At 56.7% G+C, this 26,955-nt stretch carries 28 protein-coding genes and 1 riboswitch; of the genes, 10 read left to right on the top strand and 18 right to left on the bottom strand.

Annotation, left to right across the window (positions count from 1 at the left end; all coding sequences use genetic code 11):
• Window positions 1-36 precede the first annotated feature (36 nt).
• Window positions 37-576 (top strand): carboxymuconolactone decarboxylase family protein, encoded by a 540-nt coding sequence (locus tag AC2FIT_RS11070; RefSeq protein WP_496829398.1) that lies wholly within the window; start codon window positions 37-39, stop codon window positions 574-576.
• Window positions 577-643: 67 nt separating this feature from the next.
• Here AC2FIT_RS11070 and ychF read toward each other — a convergent pair whose 3' ends face one another.
• The gene (gene ychF / locus AC2FIT_RS11065) at window positions 644-1,741 is read right to left on the bottom strand and encodes a redox-regulated ATPase YchF (protein WP_496829396.1); all 1,098 of its coding nucleotides are present in this window, start codon (window positions 1,739-1,741) and stop codon (window positions 644-646) included.
• Between the two features lie 198 nt (window positions 1,742-1,939).
• Here ychF and AC2FIT_RS11060 point away from each other — a divergent pair, with 198 nt between their 5' ends.
• The 7 genes from AC2FIT_RS11060 (at window position 1,940) to AC2FIT_RS11030 (ending at window position 7,954) form a co-directional block, all read left to right on the top strand.
• Window positions 1,940-2,425, top strand: coding sequence for an acyloxyacyl hydrolase (locus tag AC2FIT_RS11060; RefSeq protein WP_496829394.1), 486 nt, complete (start codon window positions 1,940-1,942; stop codon window positions 2,423-2,425).
• A gap of 79 nt (window positions 2,426-2,504) precedes the next feature.
• Window positions 2,505-3,296 carry a tryptophan synthase subunit alpha gene (gene trpA / locus AC2FIT_RS11055; protein WP_496829392.1) on the top strand — a complete coding sequence of 264 codons (792 nt, stop codon included), beginning with the start codon at window positions 2,505-2,507 and terminating at the stop codon, window positions 3,294-3,296.
• Between the two features lie 137 nt (window positions 3,297-3,433).
• Window positions 3,434-4,600 (top strand): alpha-hydroxy acid oxidase, encoded by a 1,167-nt coding sequence (locus AC2FIT_RS11050; RefSeq protein WP_496829390.1) that lies wholly within the window; start codon window positions 3,434-3,436, stop codon window positions 4,598-4,600.
• A 246-nt stretch (window positions 4,601-4,846) separates the two neighbouring features.
• Complete coding sequence (locus AC2FIT_RS11045) at window positions 4,847-5,506, top strand: 50S ribosomal protein L25/general stress protein Ctc (protein WP_496829388.1); 660 nt, start codon at window positions 4,847-4,849, stop codon at window positions 5,504-5,506.
• A gap of 135 nt (window positions 5,507-5,641) precedes the next feature.
• On the top strand, window positions 5,642-6,322 hold the full coding sequence (pth, locus tag AC2FIT_RS11040; RefSeq protein ID WP_496829386.1) for an aminoacyl-tRNA hydrolase: 681 nt from the start codon (window positions 5,642-5,644) through the stop codon (window positions 6,320-6,322).
• Window positions 6,323-6,403: 81 nt separating this feature from the next.
• On the top strand, window positions 6,404-7,567 hold the full coding sequence (locus AC2FIT_RS11035; protein WP_496829384.1) for a serine hydrolase domain-containing protein: 1,164 nt from the start codon (window positions 6,404-6,406) through the stop codon (window positions 7,565-7,567).
• Window positions 7,568-7,576: 9 nt separating this feature from the next.
• Window positions 7,577-7,954: a DUF2237 family protein gene (locus AC2FIT_RS11030; protein WP_068337742.1), complete on the top strand. Its 378-nt coding sequence runs from the start codon at window positions 7,577-7,579 to the stop codon at window positions 7,952-7,954.
• Window positions 7,955-8,132: 178 nt separating this feature from the next.
• Here the strand turns inward: AC2FIT_RS11030 and trpB are convergent, their stop codons facing one another.
• From trpB to rpsA, 6 genes are all read right to left on the bottom strand, one after another.
• Complete coding sequence (gene trpB, locus AC2FIT_RS11025; protein WP_496829382.1) at window positions 8,133-9,380, bottom strand: tryptophan synthase subunit beta; 1,248 nt, start codon at window positions 9,378-9,380, stop codon at window positions 8,133-8,135.
• 67 nt (window positions 9,381-9,447) lie between these two features.
• Window positions 9,448-9,783: a hypothetical protein gene (locus tag AC2FIT_RS11020; RefSeq protein ID WP_496829380.1), complete on the bottom strand. Its 336-nt coding sequence runs from the start codon at window positions 9,781-9,783 to the stop codon at window positions 9,448-9,450.
• Window positions 9,784-9,829: 46 nt separating this feature from the next.
• Complete coding sequence (locus AC2FIT_RS11015; protein ID WP_496829378.1) at window positions 9,830-10,471, bottom strand: phosphoribosylanthranilate isomerase; 642 nt, start codon at window positions 10,469-10,471, stop codon at window positions 9,830-9,832.
• A 9-nt stretch (window positions 10,472-10,480) separates the two neighbouring features.
• Window positions 10,481-10,831: a lipopolysaccharide assembly protein LapA domain-containing protein gene (locus AC2FIT_RS11010; protein WP_496829676.1), complete on the bottom strand. Its 351-nt coding sequence runs from the start codon at window positions 10,829-10,831 to the stop codon at window positions 10,481-10,483.
• A 6-nt stretch (window positions 10,832-10,837) separates the two neighbouring features.
• Window positions 10,838-11,122 (bottom strand): integration host factor subunit beta, encoded by a 285-nt coding sequence (gene ihfB, locus AC2FIT_RS11005; protein ID WP_037310872.1) that lies wholly within the window; start codon window positions 11,120-11,122, stop codon window positions 10,838-10,840.
• Between the two features lie 265 nt (window positions 11,123-11,387).
• Window positions 11,388-13,064, bottom strand: coding sequence for a 30S ribosomal protein S1 (gene rpsA, locus AC2FIT_RS11000; RefSeq protein WP_496829376.1), 1,677 nt, complete (start codon window positions 13,062-13,064; stop codon window positions 11,388-11,390).
• Window positions 13,065-13,419: 355 nt separating this feature from the next.
• On the opposite strand from rpsA, the gene AC2FIT_RS10995 reads away from it, so the two are divergent.
• Window positions 13,420-13,827 carry a hypothetical protein gene (locus AC2FIT_RS10995; RefSeq protein WP_496829374.1) on the top strand — a complete coding sequence of 136 codons (408 nt, stop codon included), beginning with the start codon at window positions 13,420-13,422 and terminating at the stop codon, window positions 13,825-13,827.
• A gap of 103 nt (window positions 13,828-13,930) precedes the next feature.
• On the opposite strand, the gene AC2FIT_RS10990 is transcribed toward AC2FIT_RS10995, so the two are convergent.
• Window positions 13,931-15,616 (bottom strand): tryptophan halogenase family protein, encoded by a 1,686-nt coding sequence (locus AC2FIT_RS10990; protein ID WP_496829372.1) that lies wholly within the window; start codon window positions 15,614-15,616, stop codon window positions 13,931-13,933.
• Between the two features lie 313 nt (window positions 15,617-15,929).
• Here AC2FIT_RS10990 and AC2FIT_RS10985 point away from each other — a divergent pair, with 313 nt between their 5' ends.
• Window positions 15,930-16,409, top strand: a complete 480-nt coding sequence (locus AC2FIT_RS10985; RefSeq protein WP_496829370.1) for a YHS domain-containing (seleno)protein — start codon at window positions 15,930-15,932, stop codon at window positions 16,407-16,409.
• 17 nt (window positions 16,410-16,426) lie between these two features.
• Here the strand turns inward: AC2FIT_RS10985 and AC2FIT_RS10980 are convergent, their stop codons facing one another.
• The 10 genes from AC2FIT_RS10980 to miaB form a co-directional block, all read right to left on the bottom strand.
• A complete protein-coding gene (locus AC2FIT_RS10980) occupies window positions 16,427-17,044 on the bottom strand; it encodes a (d)CMP kinase (RefSeq protein WP_496829368.1) in 618 nt (205 codons plus the stop codon).
• Window positions 17,041-18,387: a 3-phosphoshikimate 1-carboxyvinyltransferase gene (gene aroA, locus AC2FIT_RS10975; protein ID WP_496829366.1), complete on the bottom strand. Its 1,347-nt coding sequence runs from the start codon at window positions 18,385-18,387 to the stop codon at window positions 17,041-17,043. Before aroA ends, AC2FIT_RS10980 begins: the two co-directional genes overlap by 4 nt.
• Before the next feature lie 70 nt (window positions 18,388-18,457).
• Entirely contained in the window at window positions 18,458-19,168 is a 711-nt protein-coding gene (trmB, locus tag AC2FIT_RS10970) for a tRNA (guanine(46)-N(7))-methyltransferase TrmB (protein ID WP_496829364.1), read from the bottom strand.
• A 132-nt stretch (window positions 19,169-19,300) separates the two neighbouring features.
• Window positions 19,301-20,482 (bottom strand): methionine adenosyltransferase, encoded by a 1,182-nt coding sequence (metK, locus tag AC2FIT_RS10965; protein WP_068337762.1) that lies wholly within the window; start codon window positions 20,480-20,482, stop codon window positions 19,301-19,303.
• A 5-nt stretch (window positions 20,483-20,487) separates the two neighbouring features.
• A riboswitch (SAM-SAH riboswitch) is annotated at window positions 20,488-20,537 on the bottom strand.
• A gap of 42 nt (window positions 20,538-20,579) precedes the next feature.
• A complete protein-coding gene (gene lnt / locus AC2FIT_RS10960) occupies window positions 20,580-22,076 on the bottom strand; it encodes an apolipoprotein N-acyltransferase (RefSeq protein ID WP_496829362.1) in 1,497 nt (498 codons plus the stop codon).
• Window positions 22,073-22,960, bottom strand: coding sequence for a hemolysin family protein (locus AC2FIT_RS10955; protein WP_496829360.1), 888 nt, complete (start codon window positions 22,958-22,960; stop codon window positions 22,073-22,075). The genes lnt and AC2FIT_RS10955 overlap by 4 nt, the downstream gene beginning before the upstream one ends.
• Before the next feature lie 35 nt (window positions 22,961-22,995).
• Window positions 22,996-23,490, bottom strand: a complete 495-nt coding sequence (gene ybeY / locus AC2FIT_RS10950) for an rRNA maturation RNase YbeY (protein WP_496829358.1) — start codon at window positions 23,488-23,490, stop codon at window positions 22,996-22,998.
• A 33-nt stretch (window positions 23,491-23,523) separates the two neighbouring features.
• Window positions 23,524-24,546, bottom strand: coding sequence for a PhoH family protein (locus tag AC2FIT_RS10945; RefSeq protein ID WP_496829356.1), 1,023 nt, complete (start codon window positions 24,544-24,546; stop codon window positions 23,524-23,526).
• Between the two features lie 134 nt (window positions 24,547-24,680).
• Complete coding sequence (locus AC2FIT_RS10940; protein WP_496829354.1) at window positions 24,681-25,412, bottom strand: outer membrane protein; 732 nt, start codon at window positions 25,410-25,412, stop codon at window positions 24,681-24,683.
• A gap of 205 nt (window positions 25,413-25,617) precedes the next feature.
• The gene (gene miaB, locus AC2FIT_RS10935; RefSeq protein ID WP_496829352.1) at window positions 25,618-26,937 is read right to left on the bottom strand and encodes a tRNA (N6-isopentenyl adenosine(37)-C2)-methylthiotransferase MiaB; all 1,320 of its coding nucleotides are present in this window, start codon (window positions 26,935-26,937) and stop codon (window positions 25,618-25,620) included.
• Window positions 26,938-26,955: the final 18 nt, after the last annotated feature.

Genomic DNA, 26,955 nt, shown 5'->3' with positions numbered 1-26,955 from the left:
ACGTGTGGGGACAACACAGTTCAAAGGGAGGACGACGTGTTACTCAAGAAACTCGCCGCGCGCATTATTCGGCGCGCAGAAAACCGTATCGGTGTTAAACTGGATTATACTCACAAGATCGCAGAGACCGACATGGGTCTTCTCATGCGATACAATCGTATTTTTGGGTTTCTTGACCCGAACAAACACGTTCCCGCACTGGCATATCACACGGCCCGCCTGCGCGGCGCGATTGCTGCAGATTGCGGTATCTGTGTAGAAGCGGAAATCAACCTTGCGGGGCAAGCAGGCCTCGACGACGCAACGATAGATGCTGTGTTGCGATCCGATTATTCAGAGCTTCCCGAGGACGTGACGGCAGTCGCAAATCTGACAGATGCGGTTGTTGGTCGACACGAAGATGACACTGAGGCACGTGAAATCATCAAGACAGCTTATGGAGACGCTGGTTTGATTGAGGTGAGTTTTGCCATGAACGGCGCGGCGCTTCTTCCGAACATCAAACGCGCGATGGGATACGCCACGGTGTGCGATATATCCGTTCTGCGCAGGCAAGCCTGGTTGTCGGCAGGCTGAATGCACCTGACGACAATGGGCACAGCGGCCCAACTCAAACAGGTCAGATTGGTCGGAAACTCTTGGATCAGGTATTGAACAAGAAGTGCATCACATCGCCATCCTTGACGATGTACCCCTTGCCCTCGGCCCGCATTTTACCAGCTTCCTTCGCCCCCTGCTCGCCATTGGCGGCGATGTAGTCGTCATAGGCGATGGTCTCAGCGCGGATGAACCCTTTTTCAAAATCACCATGGATTACGCCAGCGGCCTGCGGTGCGGCGGTGCCGGTGCGAATGGTCCAGGCGCGGGCCTCTTTCGGGCCGACGGTGAAATAGGTTTCCAGCTTCAGCAGATCGTAGCCGGCGCGGATCAGACGGTCGAGGCCGGGTTCTTCCAGACCCATCTCTTCGAGGAACATTTGCGCCTCATCCTCTTCCAGCAGGCTGATCTCTTCCTCGATCTTGGCGCTGATGATAACGTGCGCGTTGCCCTGCGCCGCGGCCATCTCGGCCACGCGGGCAGAGTATTCGTTGCCTTCGGCAGCTTCTTCCTCGGACACGTTGCAGACATAAAGCACTGGCTTGGTCGTCAGGAGCTGCAACATCTTCCACGCCTTGGCATCTTCGTCCGAAACCTCGACCAGGCGCGCGGGTTTGCCACTTTCCAACATGGCCTGAGCGTCGGCCAGCAGGCGGTCTTGCTGCTGCGCTTCCTTATCGTTGCCCTTCAGCTTGCGCACCAGATTAGCGCGTCGCTTTTCGATGCTTTCCAAATCAGCCAGCATCAGCTCGGTTTCGATCGTGTCAGCATCCGCGACCGGATCCACGCGACCGTCAACATGGGTCACATCGCGATCTTCGAAACAGCGCAGGACATGGGCGATGGCGTCGGTCTCACGAATATTGGCAAGGAACTGATTGCCCAGCCCTTCGCCTTTGGACGCGCCTTTGACCAATCCGGCAATGTCCACAAACGTCATGCGCGTCGGGATAATCTGCTTGGACGACGCAATCGCCGCCAACTTGTCCAGCCGCGCGTCAGGAACCGCCACGTCGCCCACGTTGGGCTCAATGGTGCAGAACGGGAAGTTCGCCGCTTGCGCAGCAGCGGTTTTGGTCAACGCGTTAAACAGGGTCGACTTGCCCACATTCGGCAGACCCACGATTCCCATTTTAAAGCCCATCCTGCCCTCCAGAAGCGATACGACGGCGTCTTCTAGGCGTGTCCGGGGAAATGCGCAAGCCAGACGGCGGAATGGTCGGTTAGCCCGATTGGAAACATCACGTAAACGTTCGTCATCTGTGAACTTGGGCTTATTGAAAACAACGCCCCAGGGTCGCCACGTAACAAGCCGAAATCAAACAAATAGTGAAAACCTGATATGAAGAAAACTATCGCGGCGCTTGCGCTTATGCTTGTGGCCCAGACAGCACAGGCGCAATCCATTGTCTTTGGTGCAGGGTATGCAGATTTTTCTCACAGCGCGGCCAGTGATGAAGCCGTCTTTTCGCTTGAGTACCAGCATCGTCCCTTTCATGAGGCCACACGTTTTTCTACCGCATGGGGAACGGCCCTGACCGTGGATACAGCCGGCGATGTCCATGCCGGGGTCGGTTTGATCGGGTCTTTTACGTTTGCGGACCGTTGGTTTGTGGAAGGCAGCGTTATGCCTGGCTACTATTCCGAAGGCGATGACAGGAACGATCTGGGGGGTGAGTTCCAGATCCGCAGTCTACTGGGCATCGGCTATAAACTGAACAACGGGGACAAGCTGTCTTTCGCAATTACCCATAAATCGAATGCCAGCACGCAGCATGACAACCCGGGCGTCAACGAGGCCCTGCTAAGATATCATTTCACCTACTGAGGTGTTGCAGCAGGACCGGGATTGATTTTCGCGCAAAGTTTCTGCACATCAGGTCGAAACCTGAATGCAAGGACTGCAGATGACCCGTATCGACGCAAAGTTCGCCGCCCTCAAGGCCGAAAGTAAAAAGGCGTTTGTCGCCTATATCATGGCGGGTGACCCGGATTTCGACACATCCCTTGAGGTCGTGAAGGGTCTTCCCGGTGCCGGAGTGGACGTCATTGAACTGGGATTGCCCTTCACGGACCCTATGGCCGATGGGCCGACCATTCAGGCAGCTGGCCAGCGGGCCCTGGATGGGGGCATGACCTTGCAGCGAACTCTTGATCTGGCTCGCGCCTTCCGTGAGACTGACGATACGACCCCGATTGTTCTGATGGGGTACTACAACCCGATCTACAGCCGTGGTGTTGAGAAGTTTCTGGACGACGCCAAGGCCGCAGGCATCGATGGCCTGATCGTGGTTGACCTGCCCCCGGAAGAAGATGAGGAACTGTGCCTGCCAGCCCAGGCCGCGGGCCTGAACTTTATCCGCCTTGCCACGCCAACAACCGATGACAAACGCCTGCCCCGCGTTCTGCAAAACACGTCGGGCTTTGTGTATTACGTCTCGATCACCGGCATCACCGGCGCGGCCGAGGCGCAGGCCACGAATGTCGGGCCCGAAGTGGCGCGGATCAAGTCGGCAACCGACCTGCCGGTCATTGTAGGCTTTGGCATCAACTCGCCGGAAAAATCCAAGGCAATCGCCAGCGTTGCTGATGGCGCGGTCGTTGGTTCAGCTATCGTCAGTCAGATCGCGGCAGGTAAACCCGTGGCCGAGATTCTGGACTTTGTAAAGTCACTGGCCGACGGTGCGCACTCGGTCTGACCGCCCGGCAAATAAGCTATTCAAAAGACACCGCAGCAAGCGAACAGCGTGCTGCAGTTTTTCATGCTAGCGGACGATTGCACCAAGCGGATTGCGCCAGTAAAACTGCGTGACCCATTTACCAGAGGCGCTGTTTAATGTCCGTAATCACGACTATCGAAGACCTGCGGCACATCTACGAACGCCGCGTACCGCGTATGTTTTACGACTACGCCGAAAGCGGCAGTTGGACGGAACAGACCTTTCGGGAAAACAGCTCGGATTTTTCGGATATCCGTCTGCGCCAACGTGTTGCCGTGGATATGTCCGGACGCTCGACCGCCTCGCAAATGATCGGTGAAGACGTCGCTATGCCGGTCGCGCTTGCCCCGGTGGGATTGACAGGCATGCAGCATGCGGATGGCGAGATGAAGGCCGCCAAGGCCGCCGAAGAGTTCGGCGTGCCGTTCACCCTGTCCACCATGTCGATCAACTCGATCGAAGATGTGGCTGAACACACCACGAAACCTTTCTGGTTCCAGCTTTATACGATGAAGGATCAGGACTATGTCAGCCGCCTGATCCAGCGCGCCAAAGATGCAAAATGTTCGGCGCTCGTGATCACGCTGGACCTGCAAATCCTTGGACAGCGACACAAAGATCTGAAGAACGGCCTGTCAGCGCCGCCAAAACTGACCCCGAAGTCAATCGCGAACCTGATGACTAAATGGTCCTGGGGGATCGAGATGCTGAACGCCAAGCGTCGCGAGTTCGGCAACATCGTTGGCCATGTTGACGGTATCTCGGACGCTTCGTCGCTGGGTGCATGGACAGCTGAACAGTTCGATCCCAGCCTTGATTGGGCAAAGGTCGAAAAGCTGATGCAGGAATGGGGCGGCAAGGTCATCCTGAAGGGTATTCTGGATGCTGAAGACGCCAAGATGGCCGTAAAATTGGGGGCCGACGCGATCATCGTTTCAAACCACGGCGGGCGTCAGTTGGACGGCGCACTCAGTTCCATTCGCGTGCTGCCGCAAATCATGGATGCGGTCGGAGGGGATATCGAGGTTCACATGGACGGTGGAATTCGGTCGGGTCAGGACGTCCTGAAAGCCATCGCGTTGGGTGCCAAAGGCACTTATATCGGCCGCGCCTTTGTATACGGGTTAGGCGCAATGGGACAGAAAGGCGTGACAACTGCGCTGGATGTCATCCAGAAAGAGTTGGACACGATTATGGCCCTTTGCGGGGAACGCAGCGTTGGCGATCTGGGGCGGCACAATCTTCTGATCCCCGATGACTTCGGCGGCCGCTGGCAGGATTGACCGCGCAGAAAAAGGCGCTCTGCCCGGACCGTCCTCTGGGCAACTCCCCTTGGACATTTGCGGCCAGATGAAGCAACGGATTCTGCATTCATCTGGCCCAAAATATCCCGGAGCGCGAGGCAGAGCCTCGCAAAAGCTCATAACGGTCAAAAAGACCTTTCCAATCACAGTGAATCAAGCTAAGGACGCGGCTTCACGCGGGCATACAGCCTTGGAGGATGCCCGCCCTAACATTGGAGATATATCATGGCTGGTGAGATTCCTGATCTCGTAGCTCTGGAACGGACGGGGACAGGCAAGGGCGCCGCTCGTCAAGCACGCCGCGACGGCATGGTTCCGGGCATTGTTTTTGGTGGCGACAAAGACCCGCTGCCAATTCAGATTCCGTTCAATGAACTGTTCAAGCGCCTGAAAGCTGGTCGGTTCAAGTCGACCCTGTGGAACCTTAAGGTTGATGGGCACGAAGACGTGCGCGTCATCTGCCGCGACGTTCAGCGTGACGTTGTAAAAGACCTGCCGACCCACCTGGACCTGATGCGCCTGCGCCGGACGACCAAGATCGCGTTGTTCATTCCCGTTGAATTCATCAACGAAGAAGCGGCACCCGGCATCAAAAAAGGCGGCGTTCTGACCGTTGTGCGCCCGGAAGTTGAACTGTTGTGCACCGCCGGCGACATTCCTGAGAAGATCACTGTTGATCTAACCGGCATGGAGATCAACGACGTTGTCACGATCTCTTCGGTTGACCTGCCCGCAGGCACCAAGCCGACCATTGACCGTGATTTCGTGATCGCAAACGTCTCGGCACCGACCGGTCTAGCGACCAGCGATGAGGAAGAAGGCGAAGAAGCCGAAGTGGCGCCAGACGAGGTTGAAGTCGTCGGCCAGGAAGAAGCCGAAGAATAAATCCGGGGTCATATTCCGGAAATTTGAACGGGGCTCAGATCGGGCCCCGTTTTCTTTTGTCGACCGCACTGGAAAACAGGCGCCATTCCGTGCGATCAACCCCCTGTGCAAATCGCTGTGAGCAAGGACGAAACTATGAAGCTGTTTGTCGGATTGGGGAACCCGGGATCAAAATATGCCCGCAACCGGCACAATATTGGCTTTATGGCCGTGGACCGGATTGCCGAGGATCACGGCTTTGGCCCATGGAAAACCAAGTTTCAGGCTGAACTCGCGGAAGGTCGGCTAGGCGATCAAAAAGTGCTTTTGATCAAACCGCAGACTTTCATGAACCGTTCTGGCCAGTCCGTTGGCAAGGCGATGCGGTTCTACAAACTGGATTCGACCGATGTGACAGTTTTCCACGACGAATTGGACCTCGCCCCTGGCAAGGTTCGGGTCAAGGCGGGTGGCGGCCATGCAGGCCACAACGGCTTACGCTCGATCCACGAACATATCAGCCCGGCCTATGATCGGGTGCGTCTGGGTATCGGCCATCCCGGTCGAAAAGAACTGGTCTCTCCCTATGTTCTGAGCGATTTTGCCAAGGCTGACGCCGATTGGCTGGACGACGTGCTGCGCGGTGTATCGGATGGTGCTGGATTTCTGGCTGACGGGGATGGCGGGAAATTCATGAACGCCGTCGCTTTACGCACGGCCCCGCCCCGGTCTTCCAAATCATCACCACAGCCAGACAAACCAGCCGAAAACCCAGCCCCTGCACCAGAGGTCGACAACCGCTCAGCTATGCAAAAGCTGCTGGACAAGTTCAAATAAGGCTGTTCACCTGACCGTAACGTCCCAATTACGCACTTATTTCTCGTGCGCTCCAATACTGCGGCGATAGCGGAGGCAAGTATGACAGCAGTGTTGAAACGGCTTTTGCGTATCTTTCTGATGCTGGTGCTGGCCGCAAGTGTTGTGGGTTTCTGGAAACGCGAAGAGATACAGCGCCTAATGGCTGTTAATTCTCTGTTTTCGGAAGAGAAAATTGTTCAAAACTTCTCTCATATGAACGAGGCCTTTCTGACGGTCGCCCTGCCCCGTGGCAATGGCCCAACATGGGAGCTGCCTTATGGTCCCGCATTTGATCTGCCAGAAGGTGCCGACGCGTGGATCAAAGAGCGCAAAGTAACCTCACTGCTGGTGATGCAGGACGGACAGATCCGGTTCGAGGAGTATTATCTGGGCACGGCGCCCGAAGATCGGCGGATTTCCTGGTCAGTTGCCAAAAGCTACCTGTCAGCGCTCTTGGGCATCCTTGTGGACGAAAGTGCAATCGATTCACTGGATGATCCGGTGGTGAAATACGCGCCAAAACTGGAAGGCACCGCCTATGAGGGCGCATCCATCCGCAATGTTCTAAACATGGCTAGCGGTGTTACCTTCAACGAGGATTATTTTGATCGCAAGTCAGATATCAACCGGATGGGTCGTGTTGTGGCTTTAGGGGGTGAGCTGGACGACTTCACCGCGTCTTTTCAGAACACCTTTGCCACACCGGGCGAAACCTGGCAGTACGTATCGATCGACACCCATGTCATTGGCATGGTGATCCGCGGCGCAACTGGGCGGAGCGTGGCTGAATTGCTGACTGAGAGGATCATTCAACCCCTTGGTTTGGAGTATGACGGCTATTACCTCACGGACGGTGCTGGGGTTGCCTTTGTTCTTGGCGGATTAAATTTCACCACCCGCGATTTTGCACGTTTTGGCCAGATGATTTTGCAGAATGGTGTGCGTGACGGACAACAAATTGTCTCCGCAGACTGGATCGCCAAATCTGTCCTTCCCAGCGCGCCAACCCCTTCTGGCCAAATGGGATATGGATATCAATGGTGGGTACCGATTGGCGCGCACGAGGGCGAGTTTCTGGCTCGTGGTGTTTACGGTCAGTATATCTATTTCGATCAGCCGCGCGGTGTGCTGATCGTCACGACCGCCGCAGATCGCAAGTTCCGTGATCCGGGCATCAATGAGGTGAACATAGAAATGTTCCGCAAGATCGCCCAAAGCCTGTAAGGTAGCTCTATGCAAAAACAAGACAGTATCAATGTATTAGGGGGCGTGCTCGCCCCATGTTCACGTGATCCGCTGACCGGATTCTTCCGCGATGGCGCGTGCAACACCTGCCCCGAGGATCAGGGCAGCCACACGGTTTGCGCGGTAATGACGGCTGAGTTTCTGGCCTTTTCCAAGTATGTCGGCAACGACCTCAGTACACCGCGGCCCGAGTTCAACTTTCCCGGATTGAACCCCGGTGACAGTTGGTGCCTGTGCGCAGGGCGCTTTATGCAAGCCCATGACGAAGGCTGCGCCCCCAAGGTTCATCTTGAGGCAACCCATCAGCGGGCTTTGGATGTGGTGCCGCTGGATATCCTGAGCCTGCATGCTGTGACCGCGGATTGACGCCGGTCAGGGGATATTCACCAAGCAGACGCCAAACGACAAGATGAACGTACGAGATACACCCTGAGCTTAAATGCGTTGATGGGTCCGTCCAAACTCGAAGGTTTCAACCGCTTTGCACAAAGGAAAAACCGGCCCTTTAACGGGGCCGGTTCTATCTTTTCTGGCTTCTCGGCGTTCAGTCTGCCGTGCGCCCTTCTGTATCGGACATATCGAAGTTCAGATACTTGGCGACGGTTTGAACATCCTTATCGCCGCGTCCGCACATATTCATGCAAATCAAGTGATCCTTGGGCAGATCAGGTGCGATCTTCATAACGTGCGCCAGAGCATGAGAGGGCTCTAAAGCCGGAATAATCCCTTCGGTCGCGCAGCACAGCTGGAACGCCTCAAGCGCCTCTTTGTCGGTGATTGAGACATATTTCGCGCGGCCAATATCATGCAGCCAGGAATGCTCGGGGCCGATTCCGGGATAATCCAAACCGGCCGAGATCGAATAGCCTTCCAGAATCTGGCCGTCGTCGTCTTGCAACAGGTATGTGCGATTGCCGTGCAATACGCCCGGACGACCACCGGTCAGCGAGGCGCAATGCTCCATCTTTTCGTTCACGCCTTTGCCGCCAGCCTCAACACCGATGATGCTTACGTCTTTGTCATCAAGGAACGGATAAAACAGACCCATCGCGTTAGAGCCACCACCGATCGCGGCGATGATCGTATCGGGCAGACGGCCTTCGGCCTTCATCATCTGCTCTTTGGCTTCCTTGCCAATGATTGACTGAAAGTCACGTACCATCGCTGGATACGGGTGTGGTCCGGCCACGGTGCCGATGCAGTAGAACGTGTCGCGTACGTTGGTTACCCAATCACGCAGAGCATCATTCATCGCGTCTTTCAGCGTGCCGCGCCCTGACGTCACCGGGATAACCTCAGCCCCCAGAAGGCGCATACGGAACACGTTCGGGGCCTGACGCTGCACATCATGCGCGCCCATGTAAACCACACATTTCAGGCCGAACTTGGCACAGACCGTGGCGGTGGCCACACCGTGCTGCCCTGCCCCGGTTTCGGCTATGATCCGGGTCTTGCCCATGCGGCGTGCCAGAATGATCTGGCCCAGCACGTTGTTGATCTTGTGCGCGCCGGTGTGGTTCAGCTCATCCCGCTTGAGATAAATCTTCGCGCCGCCTAGATGTTCGGTCAGGCGTTCCGCATAATACAAAGGTGACGGGCGGCCCACATAGTTGGCCCATAGATCGTCCATCTCGGCCCAGAATGTGGGATCATCCTTGGCTTTCTCATATTCCTCCTCCAACGACAGGATCAGGGGCATCAGCGTTTCACTGACGAACCGCCCGCCGAAAATACCGAAACGGCCTTGTTCATCTGGGCCGGACATGAAGGAATTGAAAAGATCGTTGGCCATGGGTGTCTCCATCGTCGTACCCGTTGTTCATAGGAGGTGGCGACGGGATTTGCCATCGCAAAACGCATTATTCCGCCGCTTCAAAATGTTGCGCCCAGACCTTTAGCGCTTGCTCTCGTCTAGGAATTGCAATGCAGGGGAAATGATGAAACTGGTTCACGTCCGCCAGCCGCGACGTGACCTGAATTGCACGGCGATGAGGACCAGAATGGGCAAAGGTCAGCATGGCCTCGGCGTCGTGCCAAACGCTCAGTGAGAAATAAAGGCCCCGGTGTTTGAACACGTCCGCTTGCAGACACAGCGGATCACCGCGCGCCTGCCGTAACACCTGACGCGCATGCCAGAGCAGTTCCGGCCCGTAGTACCACCGTTTCAACGAAACGCCGCCAATTACTGCGAGCATTGTTGCGCCCTCCTGAACGGAGATACGCTGCCACCCAGCGTTCAGATCACTGCGTTGCTTCGATAAATGCCCGAATTTTAGCCGCGTCTTTGACACCCGGTGCACTTTCCACGCCTGATGACACATCAACTTGCCGGGCGCCGGTCATGCGTATCGCCTCAGCGACATTGTCAGGCGTTAATCCACCGGCCAACATCCATGGACGCCGCCAATACTTGCGCCCAGCCAGCAGGCGCCAGTCAAAAGCAAGGCCGTTGCCACCGGGCAATTCAGACTGGCGCGGGGGCTTGGCGTCGATCAGCAATTGATCGGCCACCTCGGAATACAGATCAATCGCGGCCAGATCCTCGGCGTCGGCGACGCCCACAGCTTTCATGACCGGTAAGCCATACCGTGCGCGCAACTCGGCCACGCGGTCCGGGCTTTCTTTCCCGTGCAATTGAAGCATATCCAGCGGCACATTAGCAGTGATGCGATCCAACTCCTCATCGGAGGCATTTACGGTCAGTGCGACCTTGGCGACGCCAGAGGGCACCAGATGGGCAAGCTCTGTCGCGCTCTCAACAGTCAGATGTCGCGGCGACTTGGGGAAGAAAACAAAGCCGACATACCGCGCCCCGGCCTCCGCCGCTGCGCGCACATGATCAGGTGCGGTCAGACCGCAAATTTTGACAGACGCATCAGACATGAGAGGGCTTCAGTTGGTCTCATCCAGCAATGCCAGAACGTCGTCCTTGCCTTCGTTCTGTTTGTTCTTGAGCTTTTTGACCTCTCGCTCAAGCTTGCGCACTTCGCCCTTCTTCACTGTAGCATCTTTGCGGTGCTTGTGCTCGCGCAGCCATTCCCACAGGAAGCCGATCACCAGACCGGCCACGACACCACCCAGCACCACAATGAACAGCGGCAATGATGTTGACAGGTTAAAGCCCAGTAACTCGGATAGGTCATCAGGCATCAGTTTGAGTTCAACTATCTGGCGGTTAGCCAGAGAAATTGACACCAGCACGATTCCCAAGAGGCCCAGGAATCCATATCGAAGATAACGCATCATGCCCTAGGCTTTACCGTTCAAACGGTCCCTTAGCAACTTGCCAGTTTTGAAAAACGGTACGCATTTTTCTTCGACCTGAACGGTTTCACCGGTTCGGGGATTGCGCCCCACCCGGGCATCGCGTTGTTTCACAGAGAAAGCCCCAAAGCCGCGCAGCTCAACACGGTCTCCGCGCGCCATGGCATCCGTCACTTCTTCGAACACAGTATTCACGATCCGCTCGACGTCGCGTTGATACAGATGCGGGTTTTCGTCGGCGATTTTCTGAATCAGTTCTGAACGGATCATGAGCGTTACCCTCCCAGGCGACCTTAGTCATCTCTAGTTGTCTGGACAGTATAGAAAAAAACCCGGTACGGGGGAACGTCGACTCTGTATCGAAAGACTGCATTTTTGCAATAAGTCGTGTGATTTTTTGCTTCTAGGTCCGAATTTCAACCAAAAGCGCAAACGACTATCAAAATAACACTACGTTTTGGAACATATTGATTCGCAACAAAAACGGCCCCTCGTGGGTACGAGGGGCCGAAAAATCTTTCGTTAGGCGCCTTGCTTAGTCGCCGGATTTCAGCGCTGCACCAAGGATATCGCCCAGCGACGCGCCCGAGTCGGAAGAACCGTACTGTTCCACGGCCTCTTTCTCTTCGGCGATTTCGCGTGCTTTGATCGACAGGCCCAGACGGCGGGTCTTGCTGTCGACGTTGGTGACGCGGACGTCGACCTTGTCGCCGGTGTTGAAGCGCTCGGGGCGCTGCTCAGCACGATCACGCGACAGGTCCGAACGACGGATGAACGACTTCATGCCTTCGTACTCGACCTCGATGCCGCCATCTTCGATTGCGGTCACTTCGACAGTGATGACCGAGCCACGCTTCACGCCGCCCACGGCTTCGGCGAACTTGTCACCGCCCAGGGCTTTGATCGACAATGAGATACGCTCTTTTTCCACGTCAACTTCCGAGACAACCGCCTGAACGACGTCGCCTTTGCGGTAGTTCTGGATCGCATCTTCGCCGCGCTCGTCCCAGGACAGGTCGGACAGGTGAACCATGCCGTCGATGTCGCCTTCCAGGCCAATGAACAGACCGAATTCGGTGATGTTCTTGACTTCGCCTTCGACCTCGGTGCCCTCGGGGTGTGTTTCTGCAAACACTTCCCATGGGTTGCGCTGAGTCTGCTTCAGGCCCAGAGACACGCGACGCTTGGCGCCGTCGATTTCCAGAACCATGACGTCGACTTCCTGGCTGGTCGAAACGATCTTGCCGGGGTGGACGTTCTTCTTGGTCCAGGACATCTCGGACACGTGCACCAGACCTTCGACACCGGCTTCCAGCTCGACGAACGCGCCGTAGTCGGTGATGTTGGTGACGCGACCCTGATGGACCGAGCCCAGCGGGTACTTGGCAGCAACCAGATCCCACGGATCTTCCTGCAGCTGCTTCATGCCTAGGCTGATGCGGTGGGTCTCTTTGTTGATCTTGATGACCTGAACGTTGATGGTTTCGCCGATCGTCAGGATCTCGGACGGGTGGTTCACACGGCGCCATGCCATGTCGGTGACGTGCAGCAGGCCGTCAACGCCGCCCAAGTCAACAAATGCACCGTATTCGGTGATGTTCTTAACAACACCCTCAACGGTCTGACCTTCGGACAGGTTTCCGATAACCTCGGCGCGCTGTTCAGCACGCGATTCTTCCAGGATTGCGCGACGCGACACAACGATGTTGCCACGGCGGCGGTCCATTTTCAGGATCTGGAACGGCTGCTTCAGACCCATCAGCGGGCCAGCGTCACGCACGGGGCGCACATCAACCTGCGAGCCGGGCAGGAACGCAACTGCGCCGCCTAGATCGACGGTGAAGCCACCTTTGACGCGACCAAAGATTGCACCTTCGACGCGCTGGTCGTCGGCATATGCTTTTTCCAGACGGTCCCATGCCTCTTCACGGCGGGCCATCTCACGCGAGATGACGGCTTCGCCACGGGCGTTTTCTGCGGCGCGCAGGTAAACTTCGACCTCGTCGCCTACAGCGATTTCAGGGGCTTCGCCGGGATTTGCGAATTCTTTCAGATCAACGCGGCCTTCCATTTTGTAGCCTACGTCGATGATGGCTTGGCCGGCTTCGATCGCCAGAACCTTACCTTTGACAACAGACCCTTCTTCGGGCGTGTCCATTTCGAAGCTTTCATTCAGGAGGGCTTCGAATTCCTCCATGGATGCGTTAGCCATGTGGCGTTGTTTTCCTTTACATAACGTTTTTGCTGGCCGAGCGGTTGTCTCCGCCGGTCTTGTTTCCTGTTGTCATCAGGCGTGATCCGGGGCGCATCCGATTACACAAACACAAAGGGCCGAGGAAACCCGGCCCTGCTCAGATACGTCATCCGGACGTTAACCGCCCATGTTTAGACGGGTGCTCTATACCTGCTTGGGCGTTGCCCCGCAAGTCGAAACCTGCATGGTGCCGCGTGTCGCGCTTAAATCCGCCCGCTTCACATCGGCTTGATCACGCGTCATACCAGTTGTCCCAAAATGCCCAGCGCGGCACTACACAACGTATTCCCTTTAACACAGGAGCAACCGGGCCATGGAAGACTTCAACCTGATCGTTGCGCAGCAGCCTCAATGGATTCAAATCTGGCTGAATATTCTGTCCTTCGGCGCCTTTCTTTTGCCGATTTCCTTGCTGATATGGCGCCAATCGCGCGTGGCCTCAATCATTATCTTGATCAGCAGCATGTTGGCCGCAGCGGGTGTAATTTTTATTTTCAATCAGCTTGGATATGTTCGACTGATGGGATTGGGACATATCATTCCCTGGACGCCTCTTGCAGTCTACCTGTGGTATCAGCAAGCCCGCGTCGACATGCCGGAACCGCCCAGATGGATTATCCGCTTTATCTTTCTGACGATTACGATCTCGCTGGTTTTCGACTACGCAGATGTCGTGCGCTATCTGCTGGGCGAGCGGACGGCATTCACCGCTCCGGCCTAGGTTCCGGTCTGAACACCGAAAATGAGTCACAGAAGGCAGAGGTTTAAGGCCCTGCCTTCCGAGCTTTTGTTAAAACACTATGCGGGTTGAGCACAATGATACCCTAGAAGAGTTGCAGATCTTTCTTGCCACTCTGGATTTCAGCGAGGTTTGGCATGTTCTGGATCGTTACGGGTTCCGGTGCAGCACCTGGTACTGCGACTGTTGGTTTTGCGGCATTTGCCATTACAAAGGCTGGTTGCTTCAGTTCGCCGCGGATATCGCGCAGAAGCGTTTTGTGATCCGGCATTGTATTGATGATCTGCGTAAGATCAGCTTTGGCACGCCTCATGCCCTGTTCCCAAATCTGCTTTTTCAACGGCCGAACACGATCTCGGATACCAGTCCCATAGCCGTTATCATAGGACTGTTTGCCCAACAGAACCGTTTGATAGACGCGATGGTCAAATAGCGTGGCGAACTCGACATCGTGTTGCATGGGCAGACGGTGCTGCCACAACTCGAGGTTCTCGGCCAATCGATCCGGCACTTTCATTTCGGTGCGCGCGTCGATCCAATACTGGTCATCCTTGCGATTGCCCAACTTGTAGTGCAGGCAGATAAACTCCAAAACCTCGTTGTAAAGCTTGTCCATCTGCCGGTTGTACCTGGCCCTTAGCGACGGCTCGATGTCTCGCGTGGGCAGGTGTTCGGCAAACCAGCGCACCGCGTGATCAATCATATGAATCGCGGTACTTTCCAGCGGCTCGATAAAGCCGCCTGACAGACCAATCGCCACACAGTTCTTGACCCAGGCGTTGCGCACGCGCCCGACGCGCATCGGGATCACGCGAGGCGTAGCGCCCTTGCCGCTGTCGCCCAGCCATTCAAGGTATTCATCTGCTGCCTGATCATCCGTGCGGTGAGCCGACGAAAACACATAGCCCGTACCCACACGGTTATAGAGAGGCACGCGCCAAGTCCAACCTGCGCCAAGTGCGGTGGATCGCGTGAGGCTTTCGATCTTTCTTGGATTGGGATGTTCGATCTGCAGCGCCATGGCGCGGTCGTTCGGCAGATAGTCCGAATAATCCATAAACGGCTCGCCAAGCGCTTGGTTGATGATCAACCCGCGGAACCCGGTGCAGTCTACGACCATTTCGATGTCGTGGCGACCGGCACGTTCCAGCATCAGATGGCTGACATTGCCCTTTTCATCCAACTCAACCGTTTGGACCTCGTCCCGAATATGCTCAACGCCGCGCTGGGTGCAGACCTTGGTGAGCATGCCTGCGAATTTCACGGCGTCCAGATGATACGCATAGCCAAACCGTTGTTCAAATTCAGGCTGGCCCAATTGCCGCGCACCCTTGCAAAGACGGCCGAGGTGATCATGCGGTGAGATAGATTGCGTGAAATCCCGATCTCCGTTGCCAAAGCGCAAGAAATACTCGGCGGCTTCCAACCCCTCGACCATCTGGCCGTGAGCAAACGGGTTCACGTAATCGATGCGATTGCCCTTGGCGTCCTTGTTCCAGTTGCAGAACTTCACCCCCAGCTTGAACGACGCGTTGGTCTCGCGGAAAAAATCCCTCTCTGAGATGCCCGCCTGGCGGAGCGTGACCGGCATGCGCGGCACGGTGGCCTCACCAACACCGACTGTTGAGATATTGGGGCTTTCGATCAGGCAGATACTCGGGCGATCTTTGGGGGCAGACGTGCGGGAAAACACCATATCCAGGATCAGCGCGGTCATCCAACCCGCTGTACCACCACCAACGATGGTGATCTTGCGCAAACGATTGTTCATATTTTTTTAGTCCCTGTTAGCTTGGGGAATTATCAGCTGCGTTCTGTTTTGAGGCTTGATTGCAGCTTTCCCTCTTGGCGATCTTTGGACTATAACAGCTTTCCCGCATCCAGCTAGGGCTTAACCCTAGAAGGCCCGCTTTCATCTGACCAAGTAATTCTTGGTGAGGAAAGCTTACCGTACCGCGCCAGCTTTGAACGATCTGCAAAGTTTATCGACCGTTCTGCGATAGCACGTTCAAATCAAGCCCCCTAATTCTGTTTCAGCGGTTGGCAGTTCAGCCAGCCGAACCTGAACAGAAAAGGAAATCTCTATGAAATCTCTGGTTCTCACAGGCCTGATTGCCACCTTGCCCCTGATCGCGGCCCCGGCCTTTGCGGCGGATGAGATCAATGTCTCGAACGGTATTTCGGCAGCCGGTGCGCCCTTGGCTGCGCACGGTGTCGATCTGGTTGCGCTGCTGCAGGACGGCAACCCGGTCGAGGGCTTTGCAACGCACACGGCGACCTATGACGGTGCGTCCTACTACTTCTCCAGCGCTGCAAACCTGGAAGCGTTCGAAGCCAATCCTGCCGCTTATCTGCCGCAACACGGCGGATTCTGTTCGTTCGGTGTTTCGGTCGGCAAGAAGTTTGACGGCGACCCGGATCAGTACGTGGTCTCGGACGGTAAACTGTACCTGTTCCTGAACGCCGAAACCCGCGCAGCGTTCCTGAAGGACGTACCCGCGACGGCAAAAACCGCTGACGATCAGTGGTCGAAGATCAAGAGCGTTGCAGTAGGCGAACTGTAATACTCTGCCCCGCGGCGCTATTGCGTCGCGGGGCGTTTGCTTTCGATCAGCGCCACGGCCCTTTCAAGCGCCGCCGCGATACTTAGGTCCGAGGTATCCAGACGCACGGCGTCCTCCGCAGGCTTCATTGGCGCCGTGATACGCTCAGCATCTCTTGCATCGCGTTCACGCACATCTGCCAATACCTGTTCCTTAGTGACATCGGACCCGTTAGCCTTCAGCTCTAGGTAGCGACGTTCTGCCCGGACCTCGGCGTTTGCCGTGACGAAGAGCTTGACCTCGGCTTCGGGGCAGATGACCGTCCCGATATCGCGCCCATCCAAAACCGCTCCCCCGGCCCGTCGCGCAAAAGCCCGTTGAAAATCAACCAGCGCCGCGCGAACTTCGGGGATTACCGCGACTTTCGAGGCCGCCTGAGCAATGTCGGCTGTCCTGAGGTCGCCCTGTTCCAACTCGTCCGCCGTCAAGGCCTGCGCCGCCGCGATGGCGTCCGTGCCATCCAGTGTCCGGCGTCCAACGGCACGATACAGCAACCCGGTGTCCAGATGCGCGAACCCAAAATGCGCCGCGACACCCTTCGCGATCGTCCCCTTACCAGCGGCAGCAGGGCCGTCAATCGCCACCGTAAAGCTCATGTGCGTTCAACCTTGGCACCCAGCGATGCCATCAGCGGTTCAAAGATTGGGAACGACGTCGCAATCGGGCTGCCATCATCTACAGATACCGGTGATTTTGCGCCCATGCCCATCACCATAAACGACATGGCAATGCGGTGATCCAAAAAGCTTTCGCACGTGCCGCCGCCGGGGACGTTTCCGATGCCCAGTCCTTCGACCGACCACCACTCCTCACCTTCATCGACGGTGACGCCGTTGGCACGCAGGCCTTTCGCCATTGCGTCAATCCGGTCGCTTTCCTTCACGCGCAGTTCTTTAACGCCACCCATCATCGTCGTGCCGGTGGCATTGGCTGCAACCACGGACAGAACCGGGTATTCGTCGATCATCGAGGCCGCGCGGTCGGGCGGCACGTTGATGCCCTTCATATTCGGGGAATAGCGCGCGCGCAGATCGGCGACGGGTTCGCCGCCCTCTTCGCGCTCGTTTTCATAAGTCAGGTCTGCCCCCATTTCACGCAGAGTGGTAAACAGCCCTGCACGGGTTGGGTTCAGGCCAATCCCCGGAACCAACACGTCGGAACCGGGCGTGATCAGCGCAGCGCACACTGGAAACGCCGCGCTGGACGGGTCACGCGGTACGGCAATGACCTGTGGCTTCAACTCGGGACGACCGGTCAGAGTGATGACCCGGCCTTCATCCGTATCCTCGACAGTGATTTCCGCTCCGAAACCGACCAGCATCCGCTCTGAATGGTCGCGGGTGGCCTCTTTCTCGATCACAACGGTTTTGCCCGGGGCGTTCAGGCCCGCCAGAAGGACCGCTGATTTCACCTGCGCCGATGGCACCGGAACCTCATAGCGCACGGGGACCGGCTCTGCCGCTCCGACAATCGTCATCGGCAAACGCCCGCCCGATCGCCCAACTGATTGCGCGCCAAAAAGCGACAGCGGGTCAGTGACCCGTGCCATAGGCCTTTTGTTCAGACTGGCATCACCGGTGAAGGTCGCTGTGATCGGGCTGGTCGCCATCGCGCCCATGATCAACCGCACACCGGTGCCCGAGTTGCCGCAATCGATCACCTGATCGGGCTCAGCAAAGCCACCGACACCGACGCCGTGCACGGTCCATTCACCATTCCCGTGATCGGTGACTTCGGCTCCGAATGCACGCATGGCCTTGGCGGTGTCCAGAACATCTTCACCTTCTAGCAAGCCGGAAATCCTGGTCTCGCCCACTGCCATCGCACCAAGGATCAGCGACCGGTGCGAGATCGACTTGTCGCCCGGCACCTCGGCCGTACCGGTCAGCGGGCCGCAGGGATGCGAGGTCATCGGGATGGGCGTGCCGTGTCCGGACATGAAGGCTCCTTATTTGCGCTATCAGTGCCCAAGCCGCTTAGCGAATTGGGGCCGGTTGGTCCAGCCGCAATCAGTCTTTGCACCGGAAGGTCAGGTAGTGGGGCGTGCGCCCTTCGCGCAAAGCCTTTTGTTCATAGCGGGTGGAAATCCAGTCGTCCCACGGTTCGCGCCAGTCCGAGGGGCGTTCAGCCAGCCATTCGAACCCGGCGCGCGGAACTTCTTCCAAAGTCTGTCGGACATAATCCGGAATGTCGGTGGCTACTCGGAAAATTGCACCGGGCTTCAGGGCGCGGGCCAGCGGTTCCAAGTGTTCAGGAGTCACAAAACGCCGACGATGATGACGTGTCTTGGGCCAAGGATCGGGATACAGCAGAAACGCGCGCGATACACTGGCTTCGGGCAGTACATCGAACAGGTCACGCGCATCGCCTGGATGTACCGCAAGGTTCTTTACTCCGGCCTTGCGAATCTTACCCAGCAGCATGGCAACGCCGTTGATATACGGCTCAGCCCCGATAATGCCAATTTGCGGATTGCGCGCGGCCTGATGAACCAGGTGTTCGCCACCGCCAAAGCCGACCTCAAGCCAGACCTTCTTGCCACCAAATAACGTTTTCAGGTCCAGTGGATGACGTTCCGGGTTGCTCTCCCAATCCACGGCCCCCGGCGACAGGGCATCAAGGTCTTCGTTCAGGTATGCCTTCTGGCTTTGCTTCAAAGCCTTGCCTTTGAAGCGGCCATAGAAGTTTCTGCGGGGGCGTTTGGGTGTCTGAGTGCTCATGGCGGTGCCCATACTGCGCGGGCGACATCGAGGCAAGAGGTGGCCGCGCCCGTTCAGTTAACGGGCCGCCACTTGCTGCATTTTCAAAAAATAGAGCGCGCCCGCAAGGGCGCACCTATTGATAGCAAAGGTTCAGACGGCTGCTTTCAGCGCATCGGCCAAATCGGTACGTTCCCAGCTGAATCCACCATCAGCATCCGGCTCTCGGCCAAAATGGCCATAGGCCGCGGTGCGCTGGTAAATCGGCTTATTCAGCTGCAGGTGTTCACGAATGCCGCGCGGGGTAAGATCCATAACCTGACCGACCGCTTTTTCGATCACCGCATCTGCAATTTGACCGGTACCATGCGTATCGGCATAAATCGACAGAGGTCTCGAGACACCAATCGCATAGCTCAGCTGGATGGTGCAGCGCTCTGCCATGCCCGCAGCCACCACGTTCTTGGCCAGATAGCGCGCCGCGTAAGCTGCGGAACGGTCTACCTTGGTCGGGTCTTTCCCCGAAAATGCGCCGCCGCCGTGCGGGGCAGCACCGCCATAGGTATCCACAATGATCTTGCGACCCGTCAGACCGGCATCGCCGTCTGGTCCGCCAATGACAAACTTGCCGGTGGGGTTCACGTGCCACTCGGTCTCATTGGTCAGCCAGCCTTCGGGCAACGTTTCACGAATATAGGGCTCAACAATCGCGCGGATATCATCTGAACTCAGCGCCTCGTCCAGATGCTGTGTCGACAACACGATCGAGCTGACGCTAACCGGTTTGCCGTCACGATACACCACCGAAAGCTGCGATTTCGCGTCAGGGCCAAGCGCGGGCTCAGTGCCGTTCTTGCGCACCTCGGCCAAACGACGCAGGATTGCATGAGAATACTGGATCGGTGCCGGCATCAGCGCAGGTGTCTCAGTGGTGGCATATCCGAACATGATGCCCTGATCGCCAGCGCCTTCTTCTTTTTCGTCCGAAGCATCCACACCCTGCGCAATATGGGCGGATTGTTCGTGCAGCAGGTTCGTCACTTCGACGGTTTCGTGGTGGAACTTGTCCTGCTCGTAACCGATATCCTTGATACAGGCGCGCGCGATCTCATCAATGCGGCCCATATAATCGTGCAGCTTTTCCTGATCAGACAGACCTACTTCTCCACCAATGACGACGCGGTCAGTGGTTGCAAAGGTTTCGCACGCCACGCGTGCTTCGGGTTCTTCTTTCAGAAATGCATCAAGTACAGCATCCGAGATTCGGTCACAAACCTTATCCGGGTGCCCTTCGGATACGGACTCCGAAGTGAATGTGTAGTTCTGTCTGGACATGAAAGTGCTCCATTAAGATTTCCCCCATCACGCCAGGAAGCCGTTGTGACGGGCTTTCGAGGGGATACGCGCACTAAACCAAAGGGTCAATCGGTAATTAAGAATGATCCCGCCGCACGTTGCGCGAAAGCAGCGCGAACATAGCCGCCAGAAGGACAAATACGGGAACATCCCCAATCCGCGAGTATACAGTTGGGTCATGCGGTGCAGGCAGTTTTGCATCAATGAACCCTGCCTGCCCCAAAGGCAGCGCGTCCGTGATGCGCCCCAACGGGTCGATCATCGCCGACACGCCTGTATTGGCCGACCGCATCATGGGCAATCCTTGCTCAATCGCCCGCATCTGCGCCTGCGCCAGATGCTGATATGGGCCCGACCATGTACCGAACCAGGCATCATTGGTGACTTGCAGCAAAAAGTCCGCGCGCCCCGGTGCGGACAAGATATCCTGTGTAAAAACAGCCTCGTAACAAATCAGCGGCAACGCCTTGCCCAGTTTACCAGCATCTATCAAAGCCGCCCCGGGACCAGAGCTGAACCCATGCCCCGCTGTGGTCGCCATACCGTGAACCCCGAACTCTGCCATCAGGTTTCCCAACGGCACGTATTCTCCGAAGGGGGCAAGGTGGTGCTTGTCATACAGCCCTGTCTGCTGGCCGGTCTCATCCAAGTAGATCATCGAGTTGTATATGCGTGGCCCATCCCCCCGCTGAATTCCCAAAAACACCGGTGTTCCCTGCGCCGCATCGACAACCGCGTCGAGATAAGGTTGAGCGCTGCCCAACCATGCCGGGATCGAGGTTTCAGGCCAGACGATCAGGTCAGGCCGGGGGGCCGCCGCAGTGAACTCGATCTGACGCGCGAAGAACACGGGCGCATAATCCGGGTCCCATTTCTGATGCTGGGGTGCGTTGGGTTGAACAAGCCGTACGACATGATCAGTCTCTGTCACCTCTGGGCGCGAACTGGCAAAAACCAGTGCAAAACCAGCAACGCCGACTGTAAAGCCCAGCGGCAGGACAAATCCGCTGCGCTGCGTCAAGGCCGCACCCAAAGGCAGCGTCGCAAGCAGTGTCACTGCGCCCAGACCGTACGGTCCAAACAACGACAAAACCTGCGCCATTGGCGAGCCAACCCATACCTGCGCCAGCCCTGCCCATGGGAAACCGGTCAACACATAGCCGCGGGCGCATTCTGTCAATGATACCGCCAAGGCCAGAAAAACCGCCTGACGCACCGTGCGCGCGCCCGGGCGCCGCGCGATCCAAAAGGCAAGCGCCCAGAACAAGGCCAGCCCGCCCGCCAAGAAGACCAACGCAAACGGTGCCATCCAGGCGTGCCGCTCGGCATCAACGAAGAAAGGCTCGGTGATCCAACTGAGCCCATGGGCGAAGTAGCCGGTGGCAAAAAGCCAACCGATCCAAGCCGCCTGACCCCGAGTTTCAGTCGACAGAAACAAAGGGGACAGCAGCACCAACGTAACCAGCGTCGCGGCCCATATCCCGAAAGGTGCAAGACCAAACGCCGCCGCCACGCCAAGCAGTGACGCCAGAATCAGTCTCAGCCAAAACGGCCAACCCTTGGATGGGTTCATGCGGCGCGGCCCGGCAACATGACCCTCAAACGTTTGATCCGGCGCGCATCGGCATCAATCACTTCGAATTCCGGACCTTCGGGGTGCAGAACAACTTCGCCCCGCGCGGGCACGCGACCCGACAGCATGAAGACCAGCCCACCCAACGTGTCGATCTCTTCTTCATCCACGTCTTCGTGACTGGTTAGCGAGCGTCCGATTTCCGCTTCGAACTCTTCCAATGGAACACGCGCCTGCACGATATAGCAGCCGGGCTTTTCCTGAACCCAAAGCTGATCTTCATCCGCGTCATGCTCGTCAGCGATTTCACCTACGACCTGTTCAATCAGGTCTTCGATAGTCAGCAACCCGTCAACACCGCCATATTCATCGATCACCAGTGCCATGTGGCGACGCTCGGTCTGCATCTTGGTAAGCAGAACGCCAATCGGCATCGAGGGTGGAACAAACAGCAATGTCCGAAGCATTGACACCAGATCGAACTCGGTCGACCCGCCATTGAACCCGTGGGTCAGTGCAAAGTCCTTTAGGTGCACGAACCCCAACGGTGTATCCAGCGTACCCTCATAGACCGGTATCCGGGATAGGCCGCTGTCACGGAACACCTGCGCCAGTTCGTCTTTCGTGATGGTCGAGGGGACAGAGATGATCTCAGCCGTGGGGATAGCCACGTCCTCGACCCGCATCCGCCGCAGATTGATCATGCCACGCGGCTGGACCTTGTCGACATCTTGTCCGTTCGTCACTTGGACCTCATCCTCGCTCTGCGGCGAGAACGCATCCACTATTCTTGAAAAGATACCGGCTTTCTCTTTGCCGGCATCACCGCCGTTCGTAGGTTGCGCGCTCTGCGCCGCCATAGAACTGCCGTCTGTATCGCCCATAATCCTGTTCCAAAAAATCGGCCTTGGTGGCCCGTCTACATCCTATATGGGTCATTGACACCCATTTTGCCAAGTATAGCGACCTCAACCCTTTCCATCAAAGTGGCGTCGGGGTCACGAATGTGATCGTAGCCCAATAAATGTAACGTGCCGTGAACAATCAGATGCCTGACGTGATCATCCATCGGTTTTACGGCCTCTTCCGCTTCTCTTGCGCATGTCTCATAAGCAATCGCGATATCCCCCAGCGCGATTTCCCCTGTGAAATCCGCTACCGGAGGGGTCGGAGCCTGCCCCGGCTCCTCTGCCGCCAGATCCTCGGACGGCCAGCTGAGCACATTTGTCGGCACAGGCTTTTCCCGGAACTCCGCGTTCAGCTCAGCGATCCGTGCATCGTCACAGGCCAGCAGACTGATTTCGCACAGATCGCTGTCCAGGCCGCAATACTCCAGCACGGCCTGGATGGACTGCGTGGCCAAGGGTTCCAGCCCTTGCCAGCGCGGATCTTCAATGGTCAGTTCAAGGTTCATGTTGCAACGCCCAAAGCCTGCAGCCCCGGACGTTTAACCCGCCTCGCGGCCTGAGTCGGCCTCATACGCTTCGATGATGGCGGCCACAAGCGGATGACGCACCACGTCCTTCGAGGTGAAATAGTTGAAGCTGATATTGGGGATCGTTCTTAGCAGACGCTCGGCATCCGTCAGCCCAGACTGGACCCCGCGCGGCAAATCCACCTGCGACCTGTCACCGGTGATCACCATCCGGCTGCCTTCACCAAGACGCGTTAGAAACATCTTCATTTGCATGGTTGTGGCGTTCTGCGCCTCATCCAAAACCACAAACGCGTTGGCCAATGTCCGCCCTCGCATAAAGGCCAGCGGCGCGATTTCGATACGCTTTTCCTCGATCAATTTGGCCAGTTGCTTGCCGGGAAGAAAGTCGTTCAATGCATCATAGAGCGGCTGCATATACGGATCGACCTTGTCCTTCATGTCACCCGGTAGATAGCCTAGCTTTTCACCAGCTTCGACCGCGGGACGGCTGAGGATGATCCGATCTACATGCCCGCCAATAAACATCGAAACACCTACTGCGACGGCCAGATAAGTCTTGCCCGTACCGGCCGGGCCAATGCCAAACGCCAGTTCATTGGCGAACAGCGACTGAACATACGCCTTTTGCGCATCCGTGCGTGGTTCAACCAGTTTTTTCCTTGTCTTGATCTCGACTGTGCCGCCCCTGAACATCTCAAGCTGGTCACCGTCACGGCTGCCGGTTCCTTGTTCCGACACACCCATCCTCAGCTCACGGTCCACATCGGCGGCCTCTACGTCGCGACCGCCTTCCAGACGGGTATAGAGCGCCTGCAAAACCTCGATCGCCTGTTTCTGAGCGTCTTCATCGCCCATGACGGCCAACTGATTGCCGCGACGCACGATCTGGACAGACAGCTTTTGTTCGATGTCGGTTAGATTGCGGTCATACTCACCGCACAAATCAATCAACAACCGGTTGTCAGGGAATTCCACAAACGCCTCGCGCGGGGGCATGTCATCTTGCGGTGGGGTAAGGGCACCGATGGCCAATCCGTTCTCCTGTCTTGGCGTTAATACTCCAAGCGTAGACAACAATTCTCGGTGGGCGCAAGCCACAGTTTCAATTTTTCCGAAACGGATGGCAAAACCGCCGAAGTCAAGTCCACCCACAACAGTTGGCAGTCTCAGAACGTATAGTTCAATCCAAAGCGCAAACCGCGGTATTTAGGAGTTGATTTGGTCGAGAAGCCATTTCCGAATTCAACCTCACGCGAGTCGAACTGCACGTATTCAAACTCACCCGTGATGGACCAATTGTCATTCAGCCTGTGTTCTGCACCAACGCTGGCTGAGAGGCCATCGCGCGTGCCGCTGTCTGAAAAGGTTTGAATCGTCGGCCCCAATTCCAGACCGCTTGTGGTTGTCACGTCGCCCTGCACATAACCGACAGTAAAGAAATACAGAATCTTGCCGCTTTTGTTCGTTAAACCGTTGCGAAAGCGCAACGAGAGGATGTCCGAAACTTCGGACCCTCCAGAAACCGTAACAGAGCCAATATCTGTCGATGCGTTGTCTTCTATCTTGCCAAAATCGTATCCGATTTCAAATCCATAGACATAATCGCGCCCGCCGGTCACAGGTACACTGCCACGCCATCCCCCGCGGAGACCACCATAGCCGCCTTTCAAATCCAGCTCGCCTATCGCAAATAGATCTGCAGGGGTACGAAGACCAAACTGATCCGTTCCAGTGGACGCGTAGCCCGCGCTCAGCCCAAGATAGAACGCGCTTACATCAGCATCCAGGCGTTTCGGACTGGCAACCGGCGGATCAGTCAGCCCAGTATTCAGGTTGCCTGCAAACGTCGCACCGGAAAGAAATGAAAGCACCAGCATGATCGGGGCTAAGAATCGCATGTTGGGTGCAAAGCAACGCGTCAGGGTTTCCACTCGTCTCCTCCATCGACCCAACAAACAGGTCAGCACAGTACGTAGCTTTGGGAACCAATGACCCGGTTCAAAAAACTAATCTTTCTGGGAACATAGTTGCCAGCCATAAATCAAGGGTTAATGACTGGAATAAATCCTGACTATGGCTTTCAAACAGCACTTGTTTTCAGCTTCAGATCAGTTTTCCAGCCAGCGAATTCGCACCTGAGTTTGTGATCCGTACGTCCCTCAGTTCGCCCACTGCAACATCGGCATCGGATACGTGAACCGAATGTAAATACTCGGATTTTCCGACCATTTGCCCTGCTAGACGGCCGGGTTTTTCAAAAAGGACGCTGACCTTGCGCCCCACCATTGCATCCTGAATTTCGCGCTGATGCTGCGTAATCAAAGCCTGCAAACGCTGTAGGCGATCATCCGCTGCATCGGGGTCTACCTGGGGCCGCTCGGCTGCAGGTGTGCCCGGGCGGGTGGAGTATTTGAACGAGTAGGCATAGCCGTATTTGACCTCTTGCACGAGGTCCAAAGTCGCCTGAAAATCTTCTTCTGTTTCTTCAGGGAAGCCGACGATGAAATCGCCAGACATCACGATATCAGAACGTGCGGCGCGAATGCGTTCGATCAACCTAAGATAACTTTCTGCCGTATGGCTACGGTTCATGCGCTTTAGAATACGATCTGATCCCGACTGAACAGGCAGGTGCAAATACGGCATCAGCTTATCGCAGGTTCCATGCGCTTCGATCAGGTCATCTGCCATGTCGTTGGGGTGCGAAGTGGTAAAGCGGATTCGCTCCAAGCCATCAACTTTATTCAATTCCCAGATCAATCCCGCCAGGGTCATATCCCCGCTGGGTCCGGCCCCGTGATAGGCATTCACGTTCTGACCCAACAGAGTGATCTCGCGCACACCACGTTCAACCAGATCTTGCGCCTCACGAATGATGCGATCCGCTGGTCGGCTCACCTCGGCCCCGCGCGTATAGGGCACCACGCAGAACGCGCAGAATTTGTCGCAGCCTTCCTGAACGGTCAGAAACGCCGTCGGGCCGCGTTTTGCCTTTGGGCGGTTCTTGAGCTTTTCGAACTTGTCTTCCTCGGGGAAATCCGTGTCCAACGCCTTGGCGCCAGTCCGCGTCTTCGCCTCCATCTCGGGCAGTCGATGATAGCTTTGCGGCCCCACAACCAAGTCAACCAAAGGCTGTCGGCGCATGATCTCTTCGCCTTCGGCCTGCGCAACACATCCTGCCACGCCGATCTTGAGGTCGGGCTTTTCCGCCTTCAACCCTTTGAACCGGCCAAGCTCGGAATAGACCTTTTCAGCAGCCTTTTCCCGGATATGGCAGGTGTTCAGCAGGATCATATCCGCGTCTTCCGGGCTTTTGGTTTCAACATAGCCCTGCCCGCCCAGCGTCTCGGACATACGTTCGCTGTCGTAGACGTTCATCTGGCAACCATAGGTTTTGATGTACAGCTTTTTGGGTTCTGACATGGGTATGGCCTTTGCGTT

Source organism: Ruegeria sp. YTSA135 (assembly GCF_059610165.1).
This window is presented reverse-complemented; position numbering and strand designations above follow the sequence as displayed.

Coding starts and splice junctions, on each gene's coding strand:
- ychF (WP_496829396.1), bottom strand. CDS start 1,741: ATGGGCTTTAAAATGGGAATCGTGGGTCTGCCGAATGTGGGCAAGTCG.
- AC2FIT_RS11060 (WP_496829394.1), top strand. CDS start 1,940: ATGAAGAAAACTATCGCGGCGCTTGCGCTTATGCTTGTGGCCCAGACA.
- trpA (WP_496829392.1), top strand. CDS start 2,505: ATGACCCGTATCGACGCAAAGTTCGCCGCCCTCAAGGCCGAAAGTAAA.
- AC2FIT_RS11050 (WP_496829390.1), top strand. CDS start 3,434: ATGTCCGTAATCACGACTATCGAAGACCTGCGGCACATCTACGAACGC.
- AC2FIT_RS11045 (WP_496829388.1), top strand. CDS start 4,847: ATGGCTGGTGAGATTCCTGATCTCGTAGCTCTGGAACGGACGGGGACA.
- pth (WP_496829386.1), top strand. CDS start 5,642: ATGAAGCTGTTTGTCGGATTGGGGAACCCGGGATCAAAATATGCCCGC.
- AC2FIT_RS11035 (WP_496829384.1), top strand. CDS start 6,404: ATGACAGCAGTGTTGAAACGGCTTTTGCGTATCTTTCTGATGCTGGTG.
- AC2FIT_RS11030 (WP_068337742.1), top strand. CDS start 7,577: ATGCAAAAACAAGACAGTATCAATGTATTAGGGGGCGTGCTCGCCCCA.
- trpB (WP_496829382.1), bottom strand. CDS start 9,380: ATGGCCAACGATCTTTTCAATTCCTTCATGTCCGGCCCAGATGAACAA.
- AC2FIT_RS11020 (WP_496829380.1), bottom strand. CDS start 9,783: ATGCTCGCAGTAATTGGCGGCGTTTCGTTGAAACGGTGGTACTACGGG.
- AC2FIT_RS11015 (WP_496829378.1), bottom strand. CDS start 10,471: ATGTCTGATGCGTCTGTCAAAATTTGCGGTCTGACCGCACCTGATCAT.
- AC2FIT_RS11010 (WP_496829676.1), bottom strand. CDS start 10,831: ATGCGTTATCTTCGATATGGATTCCTGGGCCTCTTGGGAATCGTGCTG.
- ihfB (WP_037310872.1), bottom strand. CDS start 11,122: ATGATCCGTTCAGAACTGATTCAGAAAATCGCCGACGAAAACCCGCAT.
- rpsA (WP_496829376.1), bottom strand. CDS start 13,064: ATGGCTAACGCATCCATGGAGGAATTCGAAGCCCTCCTGAATGAAAGC.
- AC2FIT_RS10995 (WP_496829374.1), top strand. CDS start 13,420: ATGGAAGACTTCAACCTGATCGTTGCGCAGCAGCCTCAATGGATTCAA.
- AC2FIT_RS10990 (WP_496829372.1), bottom strand. CDS start 15,616: ATGAACAATCGTTTGCGCAAGATCACCATCGTTGGTGGTGGTACAGCG.
- AC2FIT_RS10985 (WP_496829370.1), top strand. CDS start 15,930: ATGAAATCTCTGGTTCTCACAGGCCTGATTGCCACCTTGCCCCTGATC.
- AC2FIT_RS10980 (WP_496829368.1), bottom strand. CDS start 17,044: ATGAGCTTTACGGTGGCGATTGACGGCCCTGCTGCCGCTGGTAAGGGG.
- aroA (WP_496829366.1), bottom strand. CDS start 18,387: ATGTCCGGACACGGCACGCCCATCCCGATGACCTCGCATCCCTGCGGC.
- trmB (WP_496829364.1), bottom strand. CDS start 19,168: ATGAGCACTCAGACACCCAAACGCCCCCGCAGAAACTTCTATGGCCGC.
- metK (WP_068337762.1), bottom strand. CDS start 20,482: ATGTCCAGACAGAACTACACATTCACTTCGGAGTCCGTATCCGAAGGG.
- lnt (WP_496829362.1), bottom strand. CDS start 22,076: ATGAACCCATCCAAGGGTTGGCCGTTTTGGCTGAGACTGATTCTGGCG.
- AC2FIT_RS10955 (WP_496829360.1), bottom strand. CDS start 22,960: ATGGGCGATACAGACGGCAGTTCTATGGCGGCGCAGAGCGCGCAACCT.
- ybeY (WP_496829358.1), bottom strand. CDS start 23,490: ATGAACCTTGAACTGACCATTGAAGATCCGCGCTGGCAAGGGCTGGAA.
- AC2FIT_RS10940 (WP_496829354.1), bottom strand. CDS start 25,412: ATGCGATTCTTAGCCCCGATCATGCTGGTGCTTTCATTTCTTTCCGGT.
- miaB (WP_496829352.1), bottom strand. CDS start 26,937: ATGTCAGAACCCAAAAAGCTGTACATCAAAACCTATGGTTGCCAGATG.